This is a genomic window from Pseudoalteromonas sp. S3178, from assembly GCF_005886985.1.
GTDB lineage: Bacteria > Pseudomonadota > Gammaproteobacteria > Enterobacterales > Alteromonadaceae > Pseudoalteromonas > Pseudoalteromonas carrageenovora.
The window spans coordinates 1-20,394 of sequence record NZ_PNCW01000045.1; the positions used below are offsets into that span (position 1 = coordinate 1).

Annotated in this window: 23 protein-coding genes; 4 read left to right on the forward strand and 19 right to left on the reverse strand. The window is 39.5% G+C overall.

Annotated elements, in window-relative coordinates; translation table 11 throughout:
- The first annotated feature begins 419 nt into the window (after positions 1-419).
- The gene (locus tag CWC11_RS13405) at positions 420-899 is read left to right on the forward strand and encodes an RNA recognition motif domain-containing protein (RefSeq protein WP_058548212.1); all 480 of its coding nucleotides are present in this window, start codon (positions 420-422) and stop codon (positions 897-899) included.
- Here CWC11_RS13405 and murI read toward each other — a convergent pair.
- Positions 862-1,662 (reverse strand): glutamate racemase, encoded by an 801-nt coding sequence (gene murI / locus CWC11_RS13410; protein ID WP_138683091.1) that lies wholly within the window; start codon positions 1,660-1,662, stop codon positions 862-864. The two genes, CWC11_RS13405 and murI, sit on opposite strands and share 38 nt — an antisense overlap.
- Positions 1,663-1,727: 65 nt before the next feature.
- Positions 1,728-2,867, reverse strand: coding sequence for a DUF5610 domain-containing protein (locus CWC11_RS13415; protein WP_138683092.1), 1,140 nt, complete (start codon positions 2,865-2,867; stop codon positions 1,728-1,730).
- Between the two features lie 162 nt (positions 2,868-3,029).
- On the opposite strand from CWC11_RS13415, the gene trmA reads away from it, so the two are divergent.
- On the forward strand, positions 3,030-4,127 hold the full coding sequence (trmA, locus tag CWC11_RS13420) for a tRNA (uridine(54)-C5)-methyltransferase TrmA (protein WP_138683093.1): 1,098 nt from the start codon (positions 3,030-3,032) through the stop codon (positions 4,125-4,127).
- Positions 4,128-4,137: 10 nt separating this feature from the next.
- On the opposite strand, the gene CWC11_RS13425 is transcribed toward trmA, so the two are convergent.
- From CWC11_RS13425 to ccoG, 5 genes are all read right to left on the reverse strand, one after another.
- Positions 4,138-4,590 (reverse strand): 2-thiouracil desulfurase family protein, encoded by a 453-nt coding sequence (locus CWC11_RS13425; protein ID WP_138683094.1) that lies wholly within the window; start codon positions 4,588-4,590, stop codon positions 4,138-4,140.
- Positions 4,591-4,649: 59 nt separating this feature from the next.
- Complete coding sequence (locus tag CWC11_RS13430; protein WP_076926100.1) at positions 4,650-5,288, reverse strand: thiol:disulfide interchange protein DsbA/DsbL; 639 nt, start codon at positions 5,286-5,288, stop codon at positions 4,650-4,652.
- Between the two features lie 18 nt (positions 5,289-5,306).
- The gene (locus tag CWC11_RS13435) at positions 5,307-5,930 is read right to left on the reverse strand and encodes a thiol:disulfide interchange protein DsbA/DsbL (protein WP_058548218.1); all 624 of its coding nucleotides are present in this window, start codon (positions 5,928-5,930) and stop codon (positions 5,307-5,309) included.
- 34 nt (positions 5,931-5,964) lie between these two features.
- Positions 5,965-6,939 (reverse strand): serine/threonine protein kinase, encoded by a 975-nt coding sequence (locus tag CWC11_RS13440; RefSeq protein ID WP_138683095.1) that lies wholly within the window; start codon positions 6,937-6,939, stop codon positions 5,965-5,967.
- A gap of 83 nt (positions 6,940-7,022) precedes the next feature.
- Positions 7,023-8,453: a cytochrome c oxidase accessory protein CcoG gene (ccoG, locus tag CWC11_RS13445; protein ID WP_138683096.1), complete on the reverse strand. Its 1,431-nt coding sequence runs from the start codon at positions 8,451-8,453 to the stop codon at positions 7,023-7,025.
- A 287-nt stretch (positions 8,454-8,740) separates the two neighbouring features.
- On the opposite strand from ccoG, the gene CWC11_RS13450 reads away from it, so the two are divergent.
- Positions 8,741-9,100: a hypothetical protein gene (locus tag CWC11_RS13450; RefSeq protein ID WP_138683097.1), complete on the forward strand. Its 360-nt coding sequence runs from the start codon at positions 8,741-8,743 to the stop codon at positions 9,098-9,100.
- Positions 9,100-9,306: a hypothetical protein gene (locus CWC11_RS13455; protein WP_058548222.1), complete on the forward strand. Its 207-nt coding sequence runs from the start codon at positions 9,100-9,102 to the stop codon at positions 9,304-9,306. The genes CWC11_RS13450 and CWC11_RS13455 overlap by 1 nt, the downstream gene beginning before the upstream one ends.
- Positions 9,307-9,332: 26 nt before the next feature.
- Here the strand turns inward: CWC11_RS13455 and CWC11_RS13460 are convergent, their stop codons facing one another.
- From CWC11_RS13460 to gspD, 12 genes are all read right to left on the reverse strand, one after another.
- A complete protein-coding gene (locus CWC11_RS13460; RefSeq protein ID WP_138683098.1) occupies positions 9,333-9,920 on the reverse strand; it encodes a UPF0149 family protein in 588 nt (195 codons plus the stop codon).
- A gap of 23 nt (positions 9,921-9,943) precedes the next feature.
- Positions 9,944-10,702: a type II secretion system protein N gene (locus tag CWC11_RS13465; protein WP_138683099.1), complete on the reverse strand. Its 759-nt coding sequence runs from the start codon at positions 10,700-10,702 to the stop codon at positions 9,944-9,946.
- A gap of 3 nt (positions 10,703-10,705) precedes the next feature.
- Positions 10,706-11,179: a type II secretion system protein M gene (locus tag CWC11_RS13470; RefSeq protein WP_138683100.1), complete on the reverse strand. Its 474-nt coding sequence runs from the start codon at positions 11,177-11,179 to the stop codon at positions 10,706-10,708.
- The gene (gene gspL / locus CWC11_RS13475; protein WP_138683101.1) at positions 11,176-12,384 is read right to left on the reverse strand and encodes a type II secretion system protein GspL; all 1,209 of its coding nucleotides are present in this window, start codon (positions 12,382-12,384) and stop codon (positions 11,176-11,178) included. Before gspL ends, CWC11_RS13470 begins: the two co-directional genes overlap by 4 nt.
- Complete coding sequence (gspK, locus tag CWC11_RS13480) at positions 12,381-13,370, reverse strand: type II secretion system minor pseudopilin GspK (protein ID WP_138683102.1); 990 nt, start codon at positions 13,368-13,370, stop codon at positions 12,381-12,383. The genes gspL and gspK overlap by 4 nt, the downstream gene beginning before the upstream one ends.
- Positions 13,363-14,013: a type II secretion system minor pseudopilin GspJ gene (gene gspJ / locus CWC11_RS13485; protein ID WP_138683103.1), complete on the reverse strand. Its 651-nt coding sequence runs from the start codon at positions 14,011-14,013 to the stop codon at positions 13,363-13,365. The genes gspK and gspJ overlap by 8 nt, the downstream gene beginning before the upstream one ends.
- Entirely contained in the window at positions 14,014-14,388 is a 375-nt protein-coding gene (gspI, locus tag CWC11_RS13490) for a type II secretion system minor pseudopilin GspI (RefSeq protein WP_138683104.1), read from the reverse strand. It abuts the gene before it with no gap.
- On the reverse strand, positions 14,388-14,975 hold the full coding sequence (locus CWC11_RS13495) for a pilus assembly FimT family protein (RefSeq protein ID WP_138683105.1): 588 nt from the start codon (positions 14,973-14,975) through the stop codon (positions 14,388-14,390). The genes gspI and CWC11_RS13495 overlap by 1 nt, the downstream gene beginning before the upstream one ends.
- Positions 14,976-15,024: 49 nt before the next feature.
- Positions 15,025-15,447 (reverse strand): type II secretion system major pseudopilin GspG, encoded by a 423-nt coding sequence (gene gspG, locus CWC11_RS13500; protein ID WP_138683106.1) that lies wholly within the window; start codon positions 15,445-15,447, stop codon positions 15,025-15,027.
- 72 nt (positions 15,448-15,519) lie between these two features.
- Positions 15,520-16,755, reverse strand: a complete 1,236-nt coding sequence (gspF, locus tag CWC11_RS13505) for a type II secretion system inner membrane protein GspF (RefSeq protein WP_138683107.1) — start codon at positions 16,753-16,755, stop codon at positions 15,520-15,522.
- A gap of 2 nt (positions 16,756-16,757) precedes the next feature.
- Positions 16,758-18,326 (reverse strand): type II secretion system ATPase GspE, encoded by a 1,569-nt coding sequence (gene gspE, locus CWC11_RS13510; protein WP_138683108.1) that lies wholly within the window; start codon positions 18,324-18,326, stop codon positions 16,758-16,760.
- On the reverse strand, positions 18,319-20,391 hold the full coding sequence (gene gspD, locus CWC11_RS13515; protein WP_138683109.1) for a type II secretion system secretin GspD: 2,073 nt from the start codon (positions 20,389-20,391) through the stop codon (positions 18,319-18,321). Before gspD ends, gspE begins: the two co-directional genes overlap by 8 nt.
- Positions 20,392-20,394: the final 3 nt, after the last annotated feature.

Below are 20,394 nucleotides of genomic sequence, written 5' to 3' on the forward strand. Positions count from 1 at the left end.
ATTGTTAAAGAACGTTTTGAGTCGCTTTAGCGTCTCAAGGGATGCGAATAATACACCCTTTATTTTTTGAGTCAACACTTTGTTTTAAACTTTCTTTTTAGAAGATTAAAAACCGAAGTTTTATTTAACTCTCTGAGCCGCTGCTGCCTTGCTATGCGTTGGCGTTTCCCGTCTCAGTGGGGTCGCATTATAGGGAGATCCGAAAACAGATCAACCCTTTTTTTAGATCTTTTTACTGTTCGAACAAAAATACAGCAAAACACGGTGAAACCTCATCAAAACAGCCATAAGCTGATGCTTTTTTACACTCTTCTTTATTATTTAATACAAATATCATTGCTATGTTCAATTAAGACGTTAAGATAGCAAGTTCACAATGTTAAATTAATGTTTATTTCCTGTTTATTGGTAGATCTAAAATGAAATTACCCGATCAAAAATCTTTTATCTTCTCTGTTATTCTTGCTGTAGTTGGTTTTGTTATTGTTGAGTTTGCTTTAGGCAGCTTAGCTTTAAGCCCTGCACTACTATTTGGTGCTGGTTTATTAATAGGTGCGATTGCTATTGCAGCAATGTCATCTGAAGGTGTTGAAGAAACCGAAGTTAAAACAAAAACACTTTATGTTGGCAACCTACCTTATCGTGCAAACGAAGGTGTGGTTCGTGCTTTGTTTGAAGAACAAGGTAAAGTGTTTAACGTACGCCTATTAAAGGATAAAAATACAGGCAAGCGTCGTGGCTTTGGTTTTGTTGAAATGGCGCAGGCAGATGCAGATAATGCAATTGCTAAGCTTAACGACAGTGAGTTTCAGCAACGTACTTTAAAAGTACGCGAAGCAAAACAAAAACAAGAAGATGATTCTAGTGCTCTTCGCACTGAGACGGATCAATCAGTGTAACTAGTTTTATCGCTAGTTTATCACTATTAATATCAGCCGTTGCATAGTAATGCAGCGGCTTTTTTATGTCTGAAGGTTTATTTGCTAGAAGGTTTGATTGAGCCAATAAAAAGTGAACTCTATTTGCTATAGCTTGACCTGAATCTAACAACTGTACATCTCCCTTGAAGTACTCCCTAATAGGATTGGCTAATATAGGGAAATGCGTACAGCCTAATACAAGCACGTCAGTATTTTTATCTACTTTTAGGCTATCAAGCTCTTGATGGAGTTTGAGCATGTCTAAGGTTTGTGTGTAAAAATACTGCTCAGCTAAAGCAACCAACTTAACGCTACTATATAAGTTAACCGTTACATTACGTGCGTGTTCAGTAATTAAAGTTTTTGTATATGGACTTGTGACTGTAGCAGGTGTTGCCAATAGCGCTATGTGATTAGTACGAGTAAGCTCTGCTGCAGGCTTTATTGCAGGTACTACACCCACAATAGGAATAGAAGTTATTTTACGAACAGCACTCAGTGCCGACGTTGAAGCCGTATTACACGCTATAACAATTAAATCAACGTTCAATTTATTACTATTAATAAAATGGATTAATGAACATAAACGATTAATGATTGTTTGTTGGGACTGCGCTCCGTAGGGAAGTAGTGCATTATCCATAAAATAACTGTACTGAGCATCAGGAATGCTTTGTTTTATATGTTCAAGCACAGTGGTGCCACCAATACCTGAATCAAAAACCATTATATGCGCTGACAAACAACTGTTCCCACTAAACGTTAAGAACGGCAGTTTGCCATGAGGTATTTATAAAAGAAAGTAGTTTAACTTTGCTGAGTTTCTAAATCAGCGAGATCATCTGCCGCTGTATTTAACTGATTTAAATTTTCAAACATCGATTTTGTGTAATCAACTAGCTTATCGATTTCTTGTTGATCTTGGTTTAACCATTGTAAGATCCCAGCAAGTTGGTTTTGTAAGCCTAACTCACCTGCTTTTTCAAAAGCATTTTTTAGATCATCGTTAAAAGGAGCTAATGTATCAGCGATCTCTTTTTCTGGAGCAGGCTTATACTCTTCGTAGCTCTTAACTGTTGCGACTGTTTTTGTTTGACGTAAATCCATAGAAAAAGCCACCAGCTGCTCACTACCTAAGCTTAACTCTTGCGCTTGTTCAAATGCTTTATCTAAATCGCCACCAAAAAATGTTGAGCTTACGTTTTGTAAGTCTTCCATCATCGCATTAATTGCATCTTGCTCTTGTTCGTTTAATTCACCATTAACCGACATTGAAAAAGACACTTGGCGAGATTGCGAGGAAGAACTTGCATATGATTCACTATCGTTGGTTTTGCTATAACCGCTTGCTGATTGGGACTCGTATGCATCAGCAAAGCTTATACTTACTTCATCACCCTCGGCAGTTGTAAACTTGTACTGAGCATCACTACTCATACTGACGTATTGGCCTTGGCTTATACTTACACTGGCAGGTTGAGGGTTAAATAACGACTCCTCTAATGTATCTATACCGTCGTAGATACCCTCTTGTGATTTTTTAATGCCTTCTTCCATGTCGTCATTAAAAATTCCAGTGCCTTTAAGTTCTTCAACGGCATCATCAATACCCATTTGTACTCCTTTGCGCGCTTCGCCAAGCATATTCTTAAGCTTGTCATCGTCAGCGCCATTTGCTTTTGCCTTATTAACGGCGCCACTCACAAAGTCGAGTACATTTTTTACTATTTCATCAAAATCAAATAGTGATTTCTCTGCTTTTTTTTCTTGAACGGGTAAGCCTAGTTGCTCAGCCATTTTATCGCCGAGTACTTTTGCAGCAAGCTCTCTACCTCGTTGTTGATAGCTATCTTGAGGAGACTCAATTGTAGGCTGCTGAATATCAGCCTTAGTATTGAATTTATTGACATTACTGTTTGGCGTAAAGTTATAGTTACCTATTTTCATAAACTGTCTCCTATGCGTGCGTAGCTCTATATCGGCCAGCGCAAATAAAACTAAAGTTAAGCGAGCAAAAAAACACCATTAACTCTAACCAAAACTAGACAAATACACAGCGCCCCCTACAATAACGCCGATAAACAGATCTTAGATAAGGTAGTAGCGTTAATGGCAGTTATTAAAATAGATACCACACAGTACCAAGCGCAGTTAAGTGAAAAAGAGCAGCGTATAAGTGCACAATTTCGACGTTTTGGTGTGGAGCAGCTAGAAGTATTTAGCTCAGAGCCAACTAACTACCGTCAACGCGCAGAGTTTAGAGTATGGCACGATGGTGACGATCTGTTCCATATTATGTTTGATCAACAAACAAAAGAAAAAATTCGCGTAGATACATTTGATCCTGCGGCCCCTCTTGTTGGTGAAATCATGCAGGTGATGATTGAAAATCTTAAACCATGTGAGATTTTACGCCGCAAGCTATTTCAAATAGATTACCTATCAACCCTAAGCGGTGAAATTTTAGTGAGCCTGCTTTATCACAAACCACTAGATGAGCAGTGGCTAACTGAAATAAAAGCACTTAAAGAAAAACTAAGCAGCAAGTACAAAATTGATTTTATTGGCCGTGCCCGCAAACAAAAAGAAGTACTTGGTGATGACTTTGTTACTGAGCGTTTAACCGTTAACGGCCAAGAGCTTATTTACCAACAAGTTGAAAACAGCTTTACTCAGCCAAATGCTAAAGTAAATATTAATATGCTTGAATGGGCGCAAGACTTATGTAAACCACTTAAAAATGATTTATTAGAGCTTTATTGCGGTAACGGTAACTTTTCTATTGCACTGGCGGGTTCTTTTAATAAAGTACTAGCAACTGAAATATCTAAATCGTCTGTTCACTCTGCTCAGTATAACATTGCCAAAAACAATGTAGATAATCTCGATATTATACGTATGTCGAGCGAAGAGTTTACTCAAGCAATGAATGGTGAGCGTACTTTCTCTCGTTTAGAGGGCATAGATTTAAAAAGCTACGACTGCCAAACCATATTAGTTGATCCACCGCGCGCAGGCATGAATGAGTTAACGTGTGACTTAGTGGCTAATTACGAAAACATAATTTATATATCGTGTAATCCAGAAACCCTTGAGCGTGATCTTGATCACTTAACTCGTACGCATAATGTTAAGCGCTTTGCGATATTTGATCAGTTCCCTTATACGCATCACATTGAGTCAGGTGTTTTCTTACAGCGTAAATAACCAACCAAAATTAAAGTGCCAGTACTTTTATAAGTGCTGGTATTTGTTCTTCACTAAACACTTGAATCCCATTATTCATTAATAATGCTGCAGTTAAACCTAGACCTTCGATTTTTACTCCGCGATGCTTTCCATCATATATTGTATTTCGTCCGCAAGAAGGGCTCGATTCTTTAAGTAGAGCAAAACGAACTTTATTTTTTTTACAAACTTCTAGCGCTATATTAGCCCCAGTTTGAAATTGCTCTGTTACATCCTCTCCTGAATTAGTAATTACTCTCCCCTGTATTATTTCAGCAGGAGCTCTAGGAGTAGATAGCCCACCAACAACTTCAGGACAAAAGGATATTATTTTCTTATTACTTTGCCATAACCGTAATTGTGGATGCTGTAATGTTTGTCCTTTTCCATCATAACGAACAGGCTGCCCTAGCAAACAACTCGATACTAATATTTTTTCCATTGCTACATCCTTATAAAGCAAAAAAGCTCCCTGAGGAGCTTTTTTAGTTTTAGCTAAATTTATTTGCTAGCTAAATAATTAATCAGTTTACCAATGTCTTCTGGCTCAGTAATACCCGACTCTCGGCCAAGGTTTAATTTGTACTTACCATTTACAATAAATGTAGGTACGCCACGTAGTGCGCCTTTTTCTTTAAAGTAGTCTTGATCGCGTTTCATTTTAGAGCTTAGCGTACGTACCGAGAAGCTTTTGAAAAGCTTATCAAACTTATCGCCATCTACACCTTGTGCTACAAATATATCTTTTACATCAGCAAGCTCATTAAACTTAGCGCGCTTGGTATGAATGTGATTAAAAATTGCAGAAACAATTTTATCTTTTTGTGGAAGCACTTCAGCTGTCGCTAGCGCTTGGCTCATCATTTGTTGGTTTTCTGGATCGCGAACACCTACAAAATCCACATGGCTCTTTTTAAACTTAACATTTTTATCAAGCTTAGGTTTAAACTCACCAATTAATGCTTCCATGTTATTACATGCAGGGCAGTAAAATGAGAAAAACTCTTTAATCTCCGGCTTTTTAGTCGCACGCTCAGATACCACGTCGTAATGCACGCCTTCTTCATACGTTGCTGCAAAACTAGTTGCTGCCATTGGCAGTAATACTGCAAGTAAACCTGCTTTAACTAATTTGATCATTATTATTATTCTCCGAGATTAAAGTGTTAGTAAAAAAGCAACTAACTCGTCAAGTTCTTGCTGATTATTGATGGTGTTAATATTTATTTTATATTTATCGTTAACTATAAAAGTAGGCACGCCTGTAAGTGCGCCAATTTTCGAGTATTTATTTTGTTTGTCTTGCATTGCACGTTCAGCGGCAATAATTGGCATACTTGCAATGTCTTGATCGAATGTCGCGCTATCAATACCGTTAACTTCAAGTAACTTTTTAACGTCTTTCATTTGCGTTAAAGGAGCACGTTGTACATGAATGCTTTTGAATATTTGATCGCTAATGCTTTGCGCCTGCCCATGTTTTTTGCCAATTAAGTAGGCATAGCTCAAATTGCTTTGTGCTTGTGGCGAAACGCCGCCCAAAAAGTTCACATGGTTTTTAATGAACTCAGTACCTTCAGGTAGGTTTTTTTCGATTGCTTTAGCAACTGGCTCAAATTTAAAACAGTGCGGGCAATAGTAAGAAAAAAACTCAGTTACCTGTGGCTCTGCGCTTTTGTCTACATCAATCACTGTATATTGGTTGTCGGCTTCAAACTGTGCAGCAAGTGCTGCAAATGGTAAACATAAAAGTAATAAACTCAGTTTCAATTTTTTAAGCATTGGTATCTCGTTGTACTTATCTTTAAATAAAATATTATGGCAATAACTTAAGCGGTGCTTCTTGCAGTGCTGCAAGTTGCTCTTTTAGCGCTAAAATTTGTTGCTCCCAGTATTTGTCATCTGCAAACCACGAAAAGTTCCGTACAAAAGCAGGATCGCTCCATCGTTTAGCTACCCATCCCATGTAGTGAATAATACGCATCGCTCGCAGCGGTTCAATCAATTTGAGTTGAGTGTGGTCAAAATCACAAAACTCTTCATACGCATTTACAAGGGTGTCTAACTGTAACAGTTGCGTAGCCCTATCGCCACTGAGCATCATCCATAAATCTTGAATAGCAGGACCTTGACGGCTATCGTCTAAATCAACAAACATTAGCGCATCACCTGCCCACAATATGTTACCTGCATGGCAATCTCCATGTAAGCGAATACTGTGTGTATCTTTATACTGCGTTTGTGCCTGCTCTATTACTAAATCTAAAATAGTATAAAAAGCAGTACTTATTCCCATTGGCACCAAGTTACTTTTTTGAAGATGAACTTTGGCTGTATGTAAGTATTCTTCACAGGTAAGTGTTGGTCTGTGCGCAAATGGTTTGGTTTTAGCAACTTGATGCATACGGCCAATTAATCGCCCCATTACGTCAAGCTGATCTAAATTATCCACTTCAAATAAGCGACCGCCTACGCTTGGAAATAACACAAACAAATAGCCTTGGTGCTCAAACAAGCTTTGCCCATTATATTTAACCGGTGCAACGACTGGCACTTCAGCCTCTGCTAGTTCAAATGCAAAATCATGTTCTTCTTGAATTTGCTCTTTGCTCCAGCGTTCTGGGCGATAAAACTTTACTACGTAGCGCAGGCCATCTTCAGCCTTAAATTGATAAACTCTGTTTTCGTAACTGTTCAGTGCTAATAAACCCGACTCAGCATAAATGCCTACCGTTTCTATAGCATCGAGTATTAGGTCGGGTGTTAGGTCAATAAAGCTAAATTTACTCATACTCTTCTTATATAAAATAAAAGCGGGTTATTCACCCGCTTTTGTTAATTGCTATAACTTCCTACCCCTTGGGTAAGCCGATATTACCGTGCTTTAAAAAAGTTACTTGGCTGCGATATCGTTTCGTCAGGTTCACTGACTGGCGAAAGCACAAAGTTGAACTCGGTCATTGGTGCTTTTAAATCATAAGGGTCCATTACAAGCGAAAGTGGTACATTGTGAGACTGACCAGCTTGCACAGTAAATGTTTGCTTACCTATGTATTTAAAGTTATCAAGTCCTTGGACCTTAATGTTAAAGGTTTGCTCGTATTGCGCTTTATTAATCACTTTTAACGTGTAGGTGTTTTCTACCAAACCATCAAAGTCGACACGGTATAACTGGTTTCTATCACGGATAATATCAAAGTCCATGGTTTTACGCAGTGCTATATTAGCGACAAGCGCCCCCGTAAGTACAACAAGTATGACCGTATAACCTATGATTTTAGCTCGAAGTGGATTCGTTTTATTTTCAGGTGTTTCTAGGTTTCGCTCTGTCGTATATGAAATAAGCCCACGCGGATAGTCCATTTTGTCCATCACACCATCACAAGCATCAATACACGCACCACAGTTAATACATTCAGCTTGTAGGCCATTACGAATATCTATACCTGTTGGGCATACTTGTACACATAAATTACAGTCTATGCAGTCGCCCATTTCTAGGTCTTCATGAGCAACTTTACGCGAACGTGGACCACGGCTTTCGCCTCTTTGCTCATCGTACGTTACGGTGTAAGTATCTTTATCAAACATAGCTGATTGAAAGCGTGAATACGGACAAATATGTAAACACATAATTTCACGCATCCAGCCAGCGTTGGCATAAGTACATGCAGCAAAGAAGATAATACTTATTAATGCATAACCACCGACGCTAAAGGTGACAAAATCAGGGAGCAGTTCTCTAATGGGTGTAAAGTAGCCTACAAAGGAAATAGCGGTATACAAAGAGAACAAGACCCAGCTGGAATGCTTGGCTGTTTTTCGCCAAAACTTATCAAAATCCATTGGCCGTTGATCGAGCTTTTTACGCTGATTTGCAGTTCCTTCAAATTTTTCTTCAAACCAGATAAAAATAAAGGTCCATACGGTTTGTGGGCAAGTATAACCACACCACACTCGGCCATAAAAAGTGGTAACCAAAAATAGCGCAAACGCTGCCAACATAAATATAAATGCAAGAATAGTAAAATCTTGAGGCCAAAGCGTTAAACCAAAAATATTATATTTTTGGCCTATCAAATCAAACAATACAGCTTGTTGCCCGTTAAAATTGATCCAGGGTAATGCCATAAAAGCGAGCATGCCTAAAAAACCAATGCGTTGCCTGAGTAACTGATGAAGGCCTTTTACAGCACGCACATAAATACGATTTCGGGGATTAAACCTGTCATCATCTCGGCTTAAATCCGGCTTTTGGATTTTTACCTCTGCAGGTATATTTTTTACTTTAATTTGCTTGTCCATCGAAGTTCCTCAACGCCGCTTGGAAATAAAAATTCAGCAATACTCAAGTACTCTACAACTAAAGCGTGCACGTTACATGCTTGGCATATTTAGGTGAATAAATAGCCTCTTGAATAGTTTCAGATATTTCAGAAATATCTGACTGCTGTTAGCTATTATAACAATATTGGCTAAAATTACTGACTTAGATTGCTAATAATTTATTCATCTCAGTTACTTGCTTTTAAAATGCAGTTTATTACACTGCATGGTAATTTAACCCTATTTAGATCAAGGTTTACGTATCCATGAAAAAATTTATTATATTGGTAGTGCTGATCCTTGCCTTTTTCACTATTGACCATCCTTTAATAAAAGAACCCCGTGAAAAGTTATTAGGAGAAGGCATTGGCTTTTTAAGTGATGCCAGCAAAGTAAACAGAAGCCCTGCTGCAAACATGGCTAAAAATAGAATAGCCACTCAGTTAAAGCTTTCTGAATCTGAGCAAGAGTACATAGAAAAAACATTTACGACTGATGATTCAGTACAGCTTTTTCATTTACGTTACTGTCGTGAGCGCGATCTTAACTTGTATTTTTACGATGAGCGCTTAAACACGGTGTGTAAAATAGTCTCTGAAGCTTTAGAGCAAAAGCGAGCTAAGTAATGGATTTTTCTAACCTAAATAAAAAAGCCAGCGACTCGTTTTATAAGCAACGCAATATGCTCAAGCAATTAGCCCAAGGTAAAACGCTTAAGTGTGAAAAATGTAATGGAGTTTTAACGCTTGATCTAGCCACCAGCGAATCGGGTAAAGGCTTAGTAAAGTGCAAGCAAGGCTGCACTGATATTGTTTTAGAACTAGGCGCTTAGATTAAGCGCCTAAAAGGCAAAGCAAATTACTCGTCCCAACTATCATCTGTAATTAAACCACTATTAATAGCAACAACTTCAATCAGCTCTGCAAAACCTAATGCAAAATCACCCATAGATTCATACTGATATTGGCACAGGGCGTCTGAGGTCATATTATTTTGTGCTGCAATTTGTGTTACGGCTTGCTGATCAAGTGCAAAAAAGCTAAGTGTACTAAGTGCGCTTTCTAGTGCTTGTTTAAATTCGGCATCTAACTCGGGAGCATTTAAAAGAGGCTCTGCATACGCTTTCGTCGCCACTAAAAAACCTTCACTCCACGGCTTACAAAACTCAAGGTTAAACTCTACTGGTAACTTGTACCCAGTTTCAAACACTTGCTCACTAATTTTATGATAAAGCGCCATGAATAAAAACAGCATCTCTTCGTCTAGGTCGTTAGCTGTGTTTGGTAGTATTTGTGTAAGCCACTCGTGCACATCAAGTGGGCTGGGCGAACAAATAACGCCAAATAAGTAACCTTCACTTTGCTCAAGGGTCATAGCTTGAGGCTGAGTGTTTAAAAACGTGCTGAGCTGCTTTGCATGCAACTCAGTAAATTGGGGTATTTGCATTAAAACTCTTTATATTAAATCAATTAAAAATTGAGCGGGTAGCGACCTTGGTTATCTGGTCGGCCTAAAAACTTAACCGCATCATGTACATCTTTTGGTAAGCTGGCATCTGGTTTTACATAACCGGCGACACTAAAATCAAAATTAGCTTTAAGTGTAGCATCTGCTTCAAGGCCTAACGTATTATCTGGGTCAATTAATATAGCTACATCACCCGACTTACAGCTTAACTTGCCTCCAAGAGGGCCTATATTGAACCAGCCATTTAACCCTTGTACATCAATATTTGGGCTCGCTATTTCACCCTTTAACGATTCGCAATAAGGTGCACCCGAGCTATATTCTTCAAGATCTAATATTACACGACCTTTAGCTGTTACTGGCAATGGTAGCTGTATTCTACCCATCGCACGCTCAACCGTTGAGCGAACTAAACCATCTGTAACTTTTACTTTGTTATTAAATAACCCAAAACTTATGTCGGCATAACCAGAAATATCACTACGTTCACGCGCATTACCAAATTTAATATTTGCGTTTAACTTACCAGTAAATAATTGCCAGCCTGCTACATCCCAACGCACGTTATTTAATTGCTCGCCCTCAAAGCGTACTTGCATCATTTGCCCTTCCCACACAGTACCAACAGTTTGGCCAATTTCTAACTGTTTAGGCAAGTAAGGTTTTGCTATATCAAGCGCTATAACCGCCGGTAATTTAATAATACAAAACACAATAAAACTGACTAAAAATACAGCCGATAACATTATTATTTTTTTCATTAATTAATTCTCTAATACCAAGCGGCTTACACTTACATAACCCGATTTGTCGTCACGGCTTAAATCTAAATTTTCAATTTTTAAACCATGCTGATTTACCAGTTCATCTAACCATTCGATTAGTTGATTAAACTCTACAGAGTCGAGCGTTAAACGAAGTGACCCCGTACTAGGCTGCATTTTACTAATATCTATTTGATAACGACCACGTGTAGAGTTAACAACTTGGCTTAAGTTTGTATTGCTCGCTACGCTAGTATTACCCGCCGCTTTTAGCTTTACTATGCTTTCATCAACCCAAACAAGAAGCTCTTGTTGTTTTATTTGTGACTGTTGTGCTTTTTCTATTGCGTTATTTAATGGTCTAAATATACCCATAACTAAAACAAAAATAATAAATACGCCACCAGCGATCATAACTAATTGCTGCTCTTGCTCTTTTAGTGAGCGCCAATATTGCATTAACTGCTTTTTCATACCGCACCTCGCAGTTTAATTTCGCCCACTACATAATCACCGTCGTTATTTAAAGAGCCTTGCTCAACGGTTAAACCTTGTTTTTCGAGTATGCTTTTAACTTTACCAAATGTTTGAAAGTCTTTTGCTCTAGCGCGAATACGCAGCTCATTTCGACGCTTATCGTAGCGCAGAGTTTCTGGGGTAAATTCGCTCACCTGAGAAAACACATCAACCAAATTTGCGGTTAAGTCTAAAAAGCCAGCTTCACTTGAACCTTGCACTCTATCAAGTGCGCCTTTTATTTGGCTTTTAATTAAGTTAGGGCGAACTTTTACGCCAGGAAACGCTTTTTGATATCTATCAACCACTTGCGCTTTAGCTATTTTTAGTTCCGAGTTGAGTTGGTGCAGTTCTATTGCTTTAATCGCAACCGTAGAGACTAGCGCAACGCCTGCAATAATTGCTGCGCCTTTCCAGTATCCCCACCACAATGAGCTTTTCTTTTTAAGCTGATAAAGGCCTTGGCGCAAATTAAATTTAACGCTATCTAATTGCTTTGCAAATAAAGCTAAAGGCAAGTCGTATTCATTGGTTTGTGCGTGTAGGTTAACACTTTCAGGAAAGTGATTCGCAGGGCTAAAATGCTTAATGTTTGGATTGCCTAAAGCCGTTAAATAATTACTTAACCAACTTGGTTCAACCGCACTAATATGCCATTGCCCTTGTTTAAATAACCACTGGTTATTAAGTTCAATAGCAGTGGCCTCACCTTCATCTCCCATAGGGAGTAACAGTGCATCTGGTAATATTTTATAAACAGATAAATTATGCTCTGCAAATAACGCAAGCCATTGTTCAAACCATTCACGATCGGTCATTGCTACACGTATGGCATGTTGCTCGCCAAGCATAGTTGGCTCGCCTACTGCTATAAATAAGTCATCTACATCACAGGCTATATCTTCTTCAAGCATGTACGGCAATGCTTGCTCAAGTTTACGGTTCCACTTTGTGGGTAAGGCAACTGTCTTTAATTGCACTTGGTCACTTGGTAGTAAAACGATAACTTCTCTGCTTTGTGCTTTTTCACTTAACTCAGTTAAGTGGCTTGCATTGGGTAATTCACCACTGGCTATTATTTCTTGTTCTTGTGGTGAGTATATTAACCAGTTAAGCAGTTCTTGTTCGGTTTGACCCGTGCGGATCAACAGTATTTCTGTCACTGTACGCCTCCAAATTTTCGCGCCAGTATCGTTACGTCGCCATCTTTAGCGTGCAGTAATGTGGTCATCGAAAAACGCAATTCAACAAAGTTTGCCTGCGTTTGTAATTTAAAATATTCGCTATTAATACTAAATAAGTCTTTTACAGATTCTACGTTTGCTCCACCTTGTTGCTGCACCTCAGTGAAAAACTCGTCAATACTATCAAAGCCTGTTTCAGGGCGAGCCCCAATAACAGCTTCAGCAGCAGATAAACTCAGTTCATCAATCATGGCACTTAAAATGAGAGCTTGCTCTGGCTGTAACGTATTTACATTAATCAATAATAAGGGGCTGCCTGGTATTACACATACATACGGTAATACTTTTTCCATTACTAATGGGTTAAATCCTTTCACTAAACGCAGCTCCGATGTTGACGCAAATAAGCTATTTGCAGTCATATACGGAAATTTACGAGATAAATACTCATCCTCCTCCGCACCTGAACGATAAGTAATGCTGTCCTCATCAAGCCAATCAAATACGCTATCGGCCATCGCCTCTTCTGACTCATCCGCAGGTAAATCTTCAATATTTTCAAGTAGTGTAAATAACGCTTTATGCGCAGGGTTTGTTTTACTTGTACCGCTTATATCAGGTGCTTGCGCTAAAGCATTTAAGTTTAAGCAAGCTTGTAAATCAGTAATTTGACCACTCAATGTACCATTATCGACCGGGTACGCAGTATCACCTTGAGTTGCCCAAATTTGATCAAGCGATGTTTTATCGGCATCATCTTTCTTACTCTGTATGAGCCCTTTTATAGCTAGCTCTTCTGCGCCGTACGCATACCATTTAGCTTGTTGATGACCTTGTAGGTTAGTGCTTTTCTGAACTTGCACCATCAAATTAGCACTCATTTCAACCGCTAAAATAGCAGCTAAAGCAACAATAAATAAAACGATAACAAGTGCTGCGCCACGTGACGCTTGCTGTTTACCCATTATCCACACTCGTACTTTGTGTTGTACTTGGTGGCGCAACAACCTTACCCTGACCAGGAACTAAAAATACTCGGCGAATAGGTTCAGCCTCTATTTGCTGAAGTGTTACAGCAACGGCTTTAGGAAGCGCTTTAATTTCCCATTGTTCTTGCCATGCATTTTTATCATCTAAAAACTCAAACTTGAGCTCTTCTACATTTTCAAGTATTCGCTGTACACGCGGCTCCATATTATCAAGCTGGTCCACGTATACCCTGTAAACGCGTTCAAGGTTGTCATCTAGCACTCTGTAGCCCACAGCTTGTAATTCAGAACGCGGTAATAAGTTTATAGGATTAACCCAGCCGTCGCGCACAAATGCGATGCCATCGTATTGGCTTTCTAACACATAACGACCTGCTAGCAAGTATTGCTCTTGTACATCGCCCGATTCGTTTCGAACGGCACGTTTGGTCATTTGGCTAAAATCTTGATCCATTAACCTAAAAGTAGTTTGTAGCCCGTTCAACTCAGCAATTTTTTCATCCGAAGCATCTTTTGCTTTGGTGGTGCTATCTAATATTTGATGGGTGGCAATAATTACAAAAGCTAAAATGCCCAGTGCCACCATTACTTCTAGCAACGTAAATCCGCGCTGCTTCACTTACTTACTGCCTTTGTTAAGGTAAGTTGAAAGCTCATATGCCGAGTTCTCATACTTTTCATCAGTAAATACATTAATTGTTACTTTAACAAAGCTTTTGTCGGCTGTAGCTGTTACCTCTTGTTGCCAAAACCATTCAACACCCGCCATTACTTCACTACCTCGTGCATTGTTTTTACCTTGCCACTGCTCACCTTTGGTACGTTGCTCAATAAGTACGTTTTCAGCAACCCAGGATGCGTACGTTTGCTCTTCAATCGTCGTTAAATGATGTATATGCTCGCCAGTGGCTTGCATAGCAGCTATACCTGCCATAGCACAAATGCTAAGCGCCACCAGTACCTCTAATAGCGTAAAGCCTCTATTAAGCTTCATTATTCTGGCTCTCGGCGAAAATTAACAGGTGCAGTAAACTCGCCTTCAATGAAATAAACAGGTTCACTTTGCTCTTTTAATTCAAGTATTAGTTGAAATGCACTGACCTCACCCGATGATAAAATAAGCACTTGGGGTATTTTTACTTTTTTAAGCTCTAACAAGCTATCTTCATCACCGCCGCTCATTAGCTCGCGCCAATTAGCTTGTTCTAACAAGTTATCTTGCGCCCACGCTAAATCTTCTAAATTTAAAGTAAGCTTTAAACGCTCATCCAGCTCTATGGGTTTAAACAGCTCTTCACGATCAAAAGTTATCCATTTTTCACCATCAAAGACTAAGTATTCTAGGGTGTTTTCTTCGACTAAAAAACCAAGTTCCACCTGATTTAAAATTGCAAATTCAGATGCCATATTAATGGTGGTATGCAGCCTAAGTGCTTGAGTGTCTAACTCATCTTCAGCGCCACCCTCTAAGCTGTATACCACCATTTTTGTGGCAAAAGCGATGATCACTAATACCACTAAAATTTCGATTAAACTAAAGCCTCTACTTTTTTTATTCAGCTGCTTAAGGCTTACTTGCATAGCAAGCCTCGAGCAGTTGTGTAATTATGCATAAAAGCGTAGTTAGACATTATTGTTCGTCTTCATCCCAGTTACCAATGTCATCATCGGTGCCAACTTCGCCATCTGGACCCATAGAAAAAATATCAAACTTACCAATTTCACCTGGGCTAATTAACTGGTACGTATTACCCCAAGGATCCTCTGGTAGCTCGCTAATAAAGCCGCCATCAGGAAAACGTTTAGGAATTGGCTCAATGCTTGTTTTATTAACTAGCGCTTCTAAACCTTGCTCTGTAGTTGGGTAGCTTTTATTTTTAAGCTTGTACAAGCTCATCGCATCTTCAAGTTGTTGAATATCTAAATGCGCTTTATCGATAGCGGCCTCTTCTTGCTGACCCATAATATTAGGCGCAACAATTGACATAATCATCCCGATGATAACTAGTACCACCATTACTTCTAATAAAGAAAAACCTGATTGTTTATTCACGTAAATACCTCGTTATTCTAAAAACACTAAGCAAAAATGATTTAGGTAAAATCATTAATATATAAAAACTTATTAAAGCCCTACAGCTTTGTTCATCGCCATTATTGGTTGCAGTATTGCCATTACTATAAACAATACAATAACAGCCATTGAGGCTATCATTGCAGGCTCAAGTAATTTAAGTGATACGTTAACCATACTTTCAAATTCTCGGTCTTGGTTGTTAGCGGCGCGCTCTAGCATTTGCTCAAGCTCACCTGATTTTTCACCACTGGCTATCATATGCAGCATCATTGGTGGAAACAACTTAGTTTGTTGAAGAGCCGCTCTTAAGCTTGCCCCTTCGCTTACTCTGTCGGAAGCATCGCCAACTGCTTTTTTAATTTTTTCGTTAACTAATACACCACCTGAGATACGCATACCTTCAAGTAGCGGTACAGAACTTGACGACAAAATACTTAATGTACGTGCAAAACGAGCAGTGTTAATGCCACGCGCTACTTTACCAATACCTGGCATGTGCAGTACTTTGTCATCCCACCAAAATCGTATTTTAGGCTGTTTAAGTGCATGCTTAATGCCTATAGCAATTGCGGTAATCGCGATTAAACTAATAAACCAATAATTTTGCACAAAGTGACTGCCAGCCATTACCCACTCGGTGGTCCATGGTAGTACTTGTTTGGTTTTCTCAAACGTTTTAAGTATTTTTGGTACAACCGTACCAAGTAAAACCGATACAATACCAATCGCGAATATTACCAAAATAGTAGGATAAACCATGGCTTGCGTTATTTGGCTACGCATATGTTGGCGCTGCTCAGTATAATCGGCAAGTCGGTTAAGTACCTGATCAAGGTGACCTGACTTTTCACCGGCGGCAACCATCGCACGATACAAATCGTCAAATACATGCGGAAACTCGCTCATACCATCAGCAAGCGTATAACCTTCTACCACTTTTGAACGTACTGACATAAGCATACGTTTTAAACGTGGCTTTTCACATTGCTCAGCAACAGCCATAACAGCGCCTTCAACTGGCAATGCCGATTGAATAAGCGTGGCTAATTGACGAGTAATAAGCGCGAGATCTGACGTTGAAATAGTCGGTTTAAAAAAGCTGCCAAGTAGTGGCGCTTTTTCACCTTTAACTTGTTTATCGCTTTGCGCAGCGGGTACAACCTCGAGCGGAGTTAACTTTTGCTCTCGTAATACTTGGCGTATTTGCTTTGCAGTATCGGCTTCTAAAATGCCTTTTTTTTCTTTTCCGCGACCATCAAGCGCACGGTATTCAAACGCCGCCATAACTAGGCTTCCTCACGGGTAACGCGCAGTACTTCTTCAAGTGTTGTTTTACCTGCAAGTACACGGCTACAGCCATCTTGACGAATGCTTGGACTTTTTTGGCGAATGTATTTTTCTACACTTTGCTCGCCCTTACCGCTGTGGATCATTTCACGTATAGCTTCATCTACAACTAGTAACTCATGAATACCTGTACGGCCTTTGTAACCATTAAAGTTACACTCTTCACACCCTACTGCACGATAAATGGTAGGTTGATTGTCAAACGGTACACCTAGCAATTGGCATTCACGTTCGTCAGCTATGTGTCCTTCCTTACAAGATTTACATAAGGTACGGACTAAGCGCTGAGAAAGTACGCCAAGTAATGATGATGAAAGTAAAAATGGTTCAACGCCCATATCTTCCATACGAGTAATTGCACCTGAGGCTGTATTTGTATGTAGCGTAGACATTACTAAGTGACCAGTAAGCGATGCTTGCACACCAATTTGAGCCGTTTCAAGGTCACGTATTTCACCCACCATTACTACATCGGGATCTTGACGTAATATAGCGCGTAACCCACGTGCAAATGTCATATCTACTTTTGTATTTACTTGTGTTTGACCAATACCTGGAATTTCGTACTCGATTGGATCTTCAACCGTTAAAATATTGCGATCGCGCGAGTTTATTTGGCTCATGCCGGCGTACAAAGTGGTACTTTTACCAGAACCCGTAGGGCCAGTAACCAAAATAATACCGTGTGGTTTACTAATTAAATCGGCAAACAATTCACGATTTTGCGGCGTCATGCCTAGATCTTCTAGATTTAAGCGTGCGTTGTTTTTATCAAGTAAACGCAGTACTACACGCTCACCAAAGCTCGATGGCATTGTAGATACACGAACATCAACTGCACGTCCTGCAATACGAAGGCTAATACGACCATCTTGCGGAATGCGCTTTTCAGCGATATCGAGCTTAGCCATTACTTTAATACGCGAGACGAGTAACGAAGCAAGTTTACGGTTTGGCTTAAGCACCTCTTTTAATACGCCATCGACCCTAAAGCGAATCACTAGCTCTTGCTCAAAGGTTTCGATATGAATATCAGAGGCACCTTCTTTAATTGCTTCACTAAGCATGGCATTAATAAGCTTAATGATTGGCGCGTCGTCATCGCCTGCAAGTAAGTCTTCCGTTTGTGGGAGCTCATCGGCAAGTGAAAATAAATCGACTTCGTTACCAATGTCTTCCATCATCTGTTGAGTTTCAGAGCTATCTCGTTGATAGGCGGCCTCTAATAGAAGCTCAAACTTATCATCTGGCAATTGCTCTAAAGTAAAACCACTTCCGGCTATACGACGCACTTCTAATAAAACGTTAACATCAAGCTCACCACGATAATAAACTACCGGGTGTTCGTTATTTTTACTCAGTAGCACACCTGCCCGACGGGCATATGAAAACGGTAACCGCTTTGGTGGTAACACAACTAATTCGTTAGCTGTTAATAACTCGTCAGAATGTGGCTCTGGAACACGGTGCACCACATCTTCGTTTATTTGTTCTATCGCGCTAGTCATCTTCACGCTCTGCACGTTCTTTTGCACTTAATGCTTTTAAATGTTCTTCGTAAGTTGGCGGCAGTATTAATTCATCATCCCACGACGGAAGTACAGGAGAATCTGAATTAGGCATAAGCTCTATGCCATCTTCTTTTTCTTTCATTTGCTCGCCGCGAATAAAATTATACTTATTAAAGCTTAACTTATTCATATTAACGCCATCACGAATGATTGTCGGACGAATAAACACGATAAGGTTACGCTTACGCTTTGTGGTGTTAGTCGATTTAAATAAATGACCTATAATGGGGATATCGCCTAAAATTGGCACCTTAGACACACTTTCTTGTACATCTTCATCAATTAAACCACCTAATACAACCATACCGCCATCATCAGCCATAACCGTTGTCGTAATTGCACGCTTATTAACAGAAATATCAACAGCAGTTGCACCACTAACACTTGATACTTCTTGTTCAATTAATAATTGTACCGCAGAGCCATCATTTATTTGCGGAGTGACTTTAAGTTTTACACCCACTTCTTGGCGTTCAATTGTTTGAAATGGATTATCGTTATTACTACCCGTTTGAGAGCCTGTAATAATAGGTACTTCTTGACCTACTATCATCGATGCTTCTTCGTTATCCATGGTTGTAATTGAAGGGGTAGCGAGTATGTTTGAGTTAGTATCTGTCGATACTGCTTGAATGATTGCACCCCAGTCATTTTTAACTAAGCCAAACGCTAAGCCGTTAACACCGCTTAATAATGAAGCAAGCGCGGTATAATCACCCTCAGTTGTTTCATCGTAGCTTGTAGCTGTGCCTGTTTCTGAACCGATGATTGTTTGAGTTGTTGTGGTGTCTTGCGCTTGAATACCCGCAACAGCTAGCGAGCCAACAGGGACTGTTGAGCCATTGTTAAACTGCAGCATACCACCTTCTTCAGAAATCCACTGCGTACCTAAGTTAACACCATCTGACTCCATCACTTCAACAATAATGGCTTCAACAAGTACTTGCGCACGGCGAATATCGAGCCTTTCAATAACGCTTTCTAATGAGCGCATTGCATCAGGCTGAGCAGTAATAATAAGTGAGTTAGAATCTGGGTGTGCTTCTATGCTGCTTTCATTACTATTGCGGCTTCGCGTTTTAGTTGTACCGCCTTGAGCATCATCAACAAGTGATTTACTTACGCCCTGTAATACTTTTACTAAATCTTCGGCTTTTGCGTAATTTAAGTAAAATACTTTTGTATTACCTTGGCTTTCAAGTTCGCCATCTAGGCGCTTAATTAGCTCGATGGCACGAGTGCGAGCTTGTCCTTCACCACTCACAATTACGCTATTGGTTCGACCGTCAGCCACTACTTTAGGGATCAAGAATTCAGGTACGCTGCCTTTCCCACTATCTTTGTAGATGTTTTCAACAACAGAAACCACATCATCTGCCGTTGCATATTTAAGCTTAACGATGTCTACGCGCTTATCACCGGCTTGATCCACTGAACGAATAATTTCAACTAAGCGATTTACCGACGCTGCATGCCCTGTAAGCATCATTACGTTAGCCGCGTTAAAGTTAGCAACATGGCCGCCATCTTTTTGATCACTAAATTGACGAACTAATGGCCCTAGCTCTTGCACGCTTACATTTTTTACGCGCACAACACGGGTGATCATCATATCGCCAGATGCTTCACTATTTTCAGTAATTAGTGGAACATTTGATTTTTTAGCATCAGAACTTTTTTCTACTTTAATAATGCCGTTGTCCATTTCAACAGCAGAATAACCATAAACTTCTAATACATTTAAAAAGAACTGATAATAAAGCGCCTCATCCATTAACTCATAACTACGTACATTTACTTTGCCACGTACATTAGGGTCAATGATCACTGTTTTATTTAGGTTTTTACCAACAATATTAATAAACTCGTTGATATCTGTACCTTTAAAGTTTGCAGCGTATTCAACAGCAGAAACAGACAAAGAAATACTTGCCGCCAAAAAAAGTGCTGCGTACTTAGCTAACCCTTTTTTAATTTTTTTGAGGTGTAGCACCTGAACCATTAT

Bases quoted from the DNA above. Each gene is read 5' to 3' on its own strand.
- CWC11_RS13405 (WP_058548212.1), top strand. From the start codon at position 420: ATGAAATTACCCGATCAAAAATCTTTTATCTTCTCTGTTATTCTTGCT.
- CWC11_RS13415 (WP_138683092.1), bottom strand. From the start codon at position 2,867: ATGAAAATAGGTAACTATAACTTTACGCCAAACAGTAATGTCAATAAA.
- trmA (WP_138683093.1), top strand. From the start codon at position 3,030: ATGGCAGTTATTAAAATAGATACCACACAGTACCAAGCGCAGTTAAGT.
- CWC11_RS13425 (WP_138683094.1), bottom strand. From the start codon at position 4,590: ATGGAAAAAATATTAGTATCGAGTTGTTTGCTAGGGCAGCCTGTTCGT.
- CWC11_RS13430 (WP_076926100.1), bottom strand. From the start codon at position 5,288: ATGATCAAATTAGTTAAAGCAGGTTTACTTGCAGTATTACTGCCAATG.
- CWC11_RS13435 (WP_058548218.1), bottom strand. From the start codon at position 5,930: ATGCTTAAAAAATTGAAACTGAGTTTATTACTTTTATGTTTACCATTT.
- CWC11_RS13440 (WP_138683095.1), bottom strand. From the start codon at position 6,939: ATGAGTAAATTTAGCTTTATTGACCTAACACCCGACCTAATACTCGAT.
- ccoG (WP_138683096.1), bottom strand. From the start codon at position 8,453: ATGGACAAGCAAATTAAAGTAAAAAATATACCTGCAGAGGTAAAAATC.
- CWC11_RS13450 (WP_138683097.1), top strand. From the start codon at position 8,741: ATGAAAAAATTTATTATATTGGTAGTGCTGATCCTTGCCTTTTTCACT.
- CWC11_RS13455 (WP_058548222.1), top strand. From the start codon at position 9,100: ATGGATTTTTCTAACCTAAATAAAAAAGCCAGCGACTCGTTTTATAAG.
- CWC11_RS13460 (WP_138683098.1), bottom strand. From the start codon at position 9,920: ATGCAAATACCCCAATTTACTGAGTTGCATGCAAAGCAGCTCAGCACG.
- CWC11_RS13465 (WP_138683099.1), bottom strand. From the start codon at position 10,702: ATGAAAAAAATAATAATGTTATCGGCTGTATTTTTAGTCAGTTTTATT.
- CWC11_RS13470 (WP_138683100.1), bottom strand. From the start codon at position 11,179: ATGAAAAAGCAGTTAATGCAATATTGGCGCTCACTAAAAGAGCAAGAG.
- gspK (WP_138683102.1), bottom strand. From the start codon at position 13,370: ATGGGTAAACAGCAAGCGTCACGTGGCGCAGCACTTGTTATCGTTTTA.
- gspI (WP_138683104.1), bottom strand. From the start codon at position 14,388: ATGAAGCTTAATAGAGGCTTTACGCTATTAGAGGTACTGGTGGCGCTT.
- CWC11_RS13495 (WP_138683105.1), bottom strand. From the start codon at position 14,975: ATGCAAGTAAGCCTTAAGCAGCTGAATAAAAAAAGTAGAGGCTTTAGT.
- gspF (WP_138683107.1), bottom strand. From the start codon at position 16,755: ATGGCGGCGTTTGAATACCGTGCGCTTGATGGTCGCGGAAAAGAAAAA.
- gspE (WP_138683108.1), bottom strand. From the start codon at position 18,326: ATGACTAGCGCGATAGAACAAATAAACGAAGATGTGGTGCACCGTGTT.
- gspD (WP_138683109.1), bottom strand. From the start codon at position 20,391: ATGGTTCAGGTGCTACACCTCAAAAAAATTAAAAAAGGGTTAGCTAAG.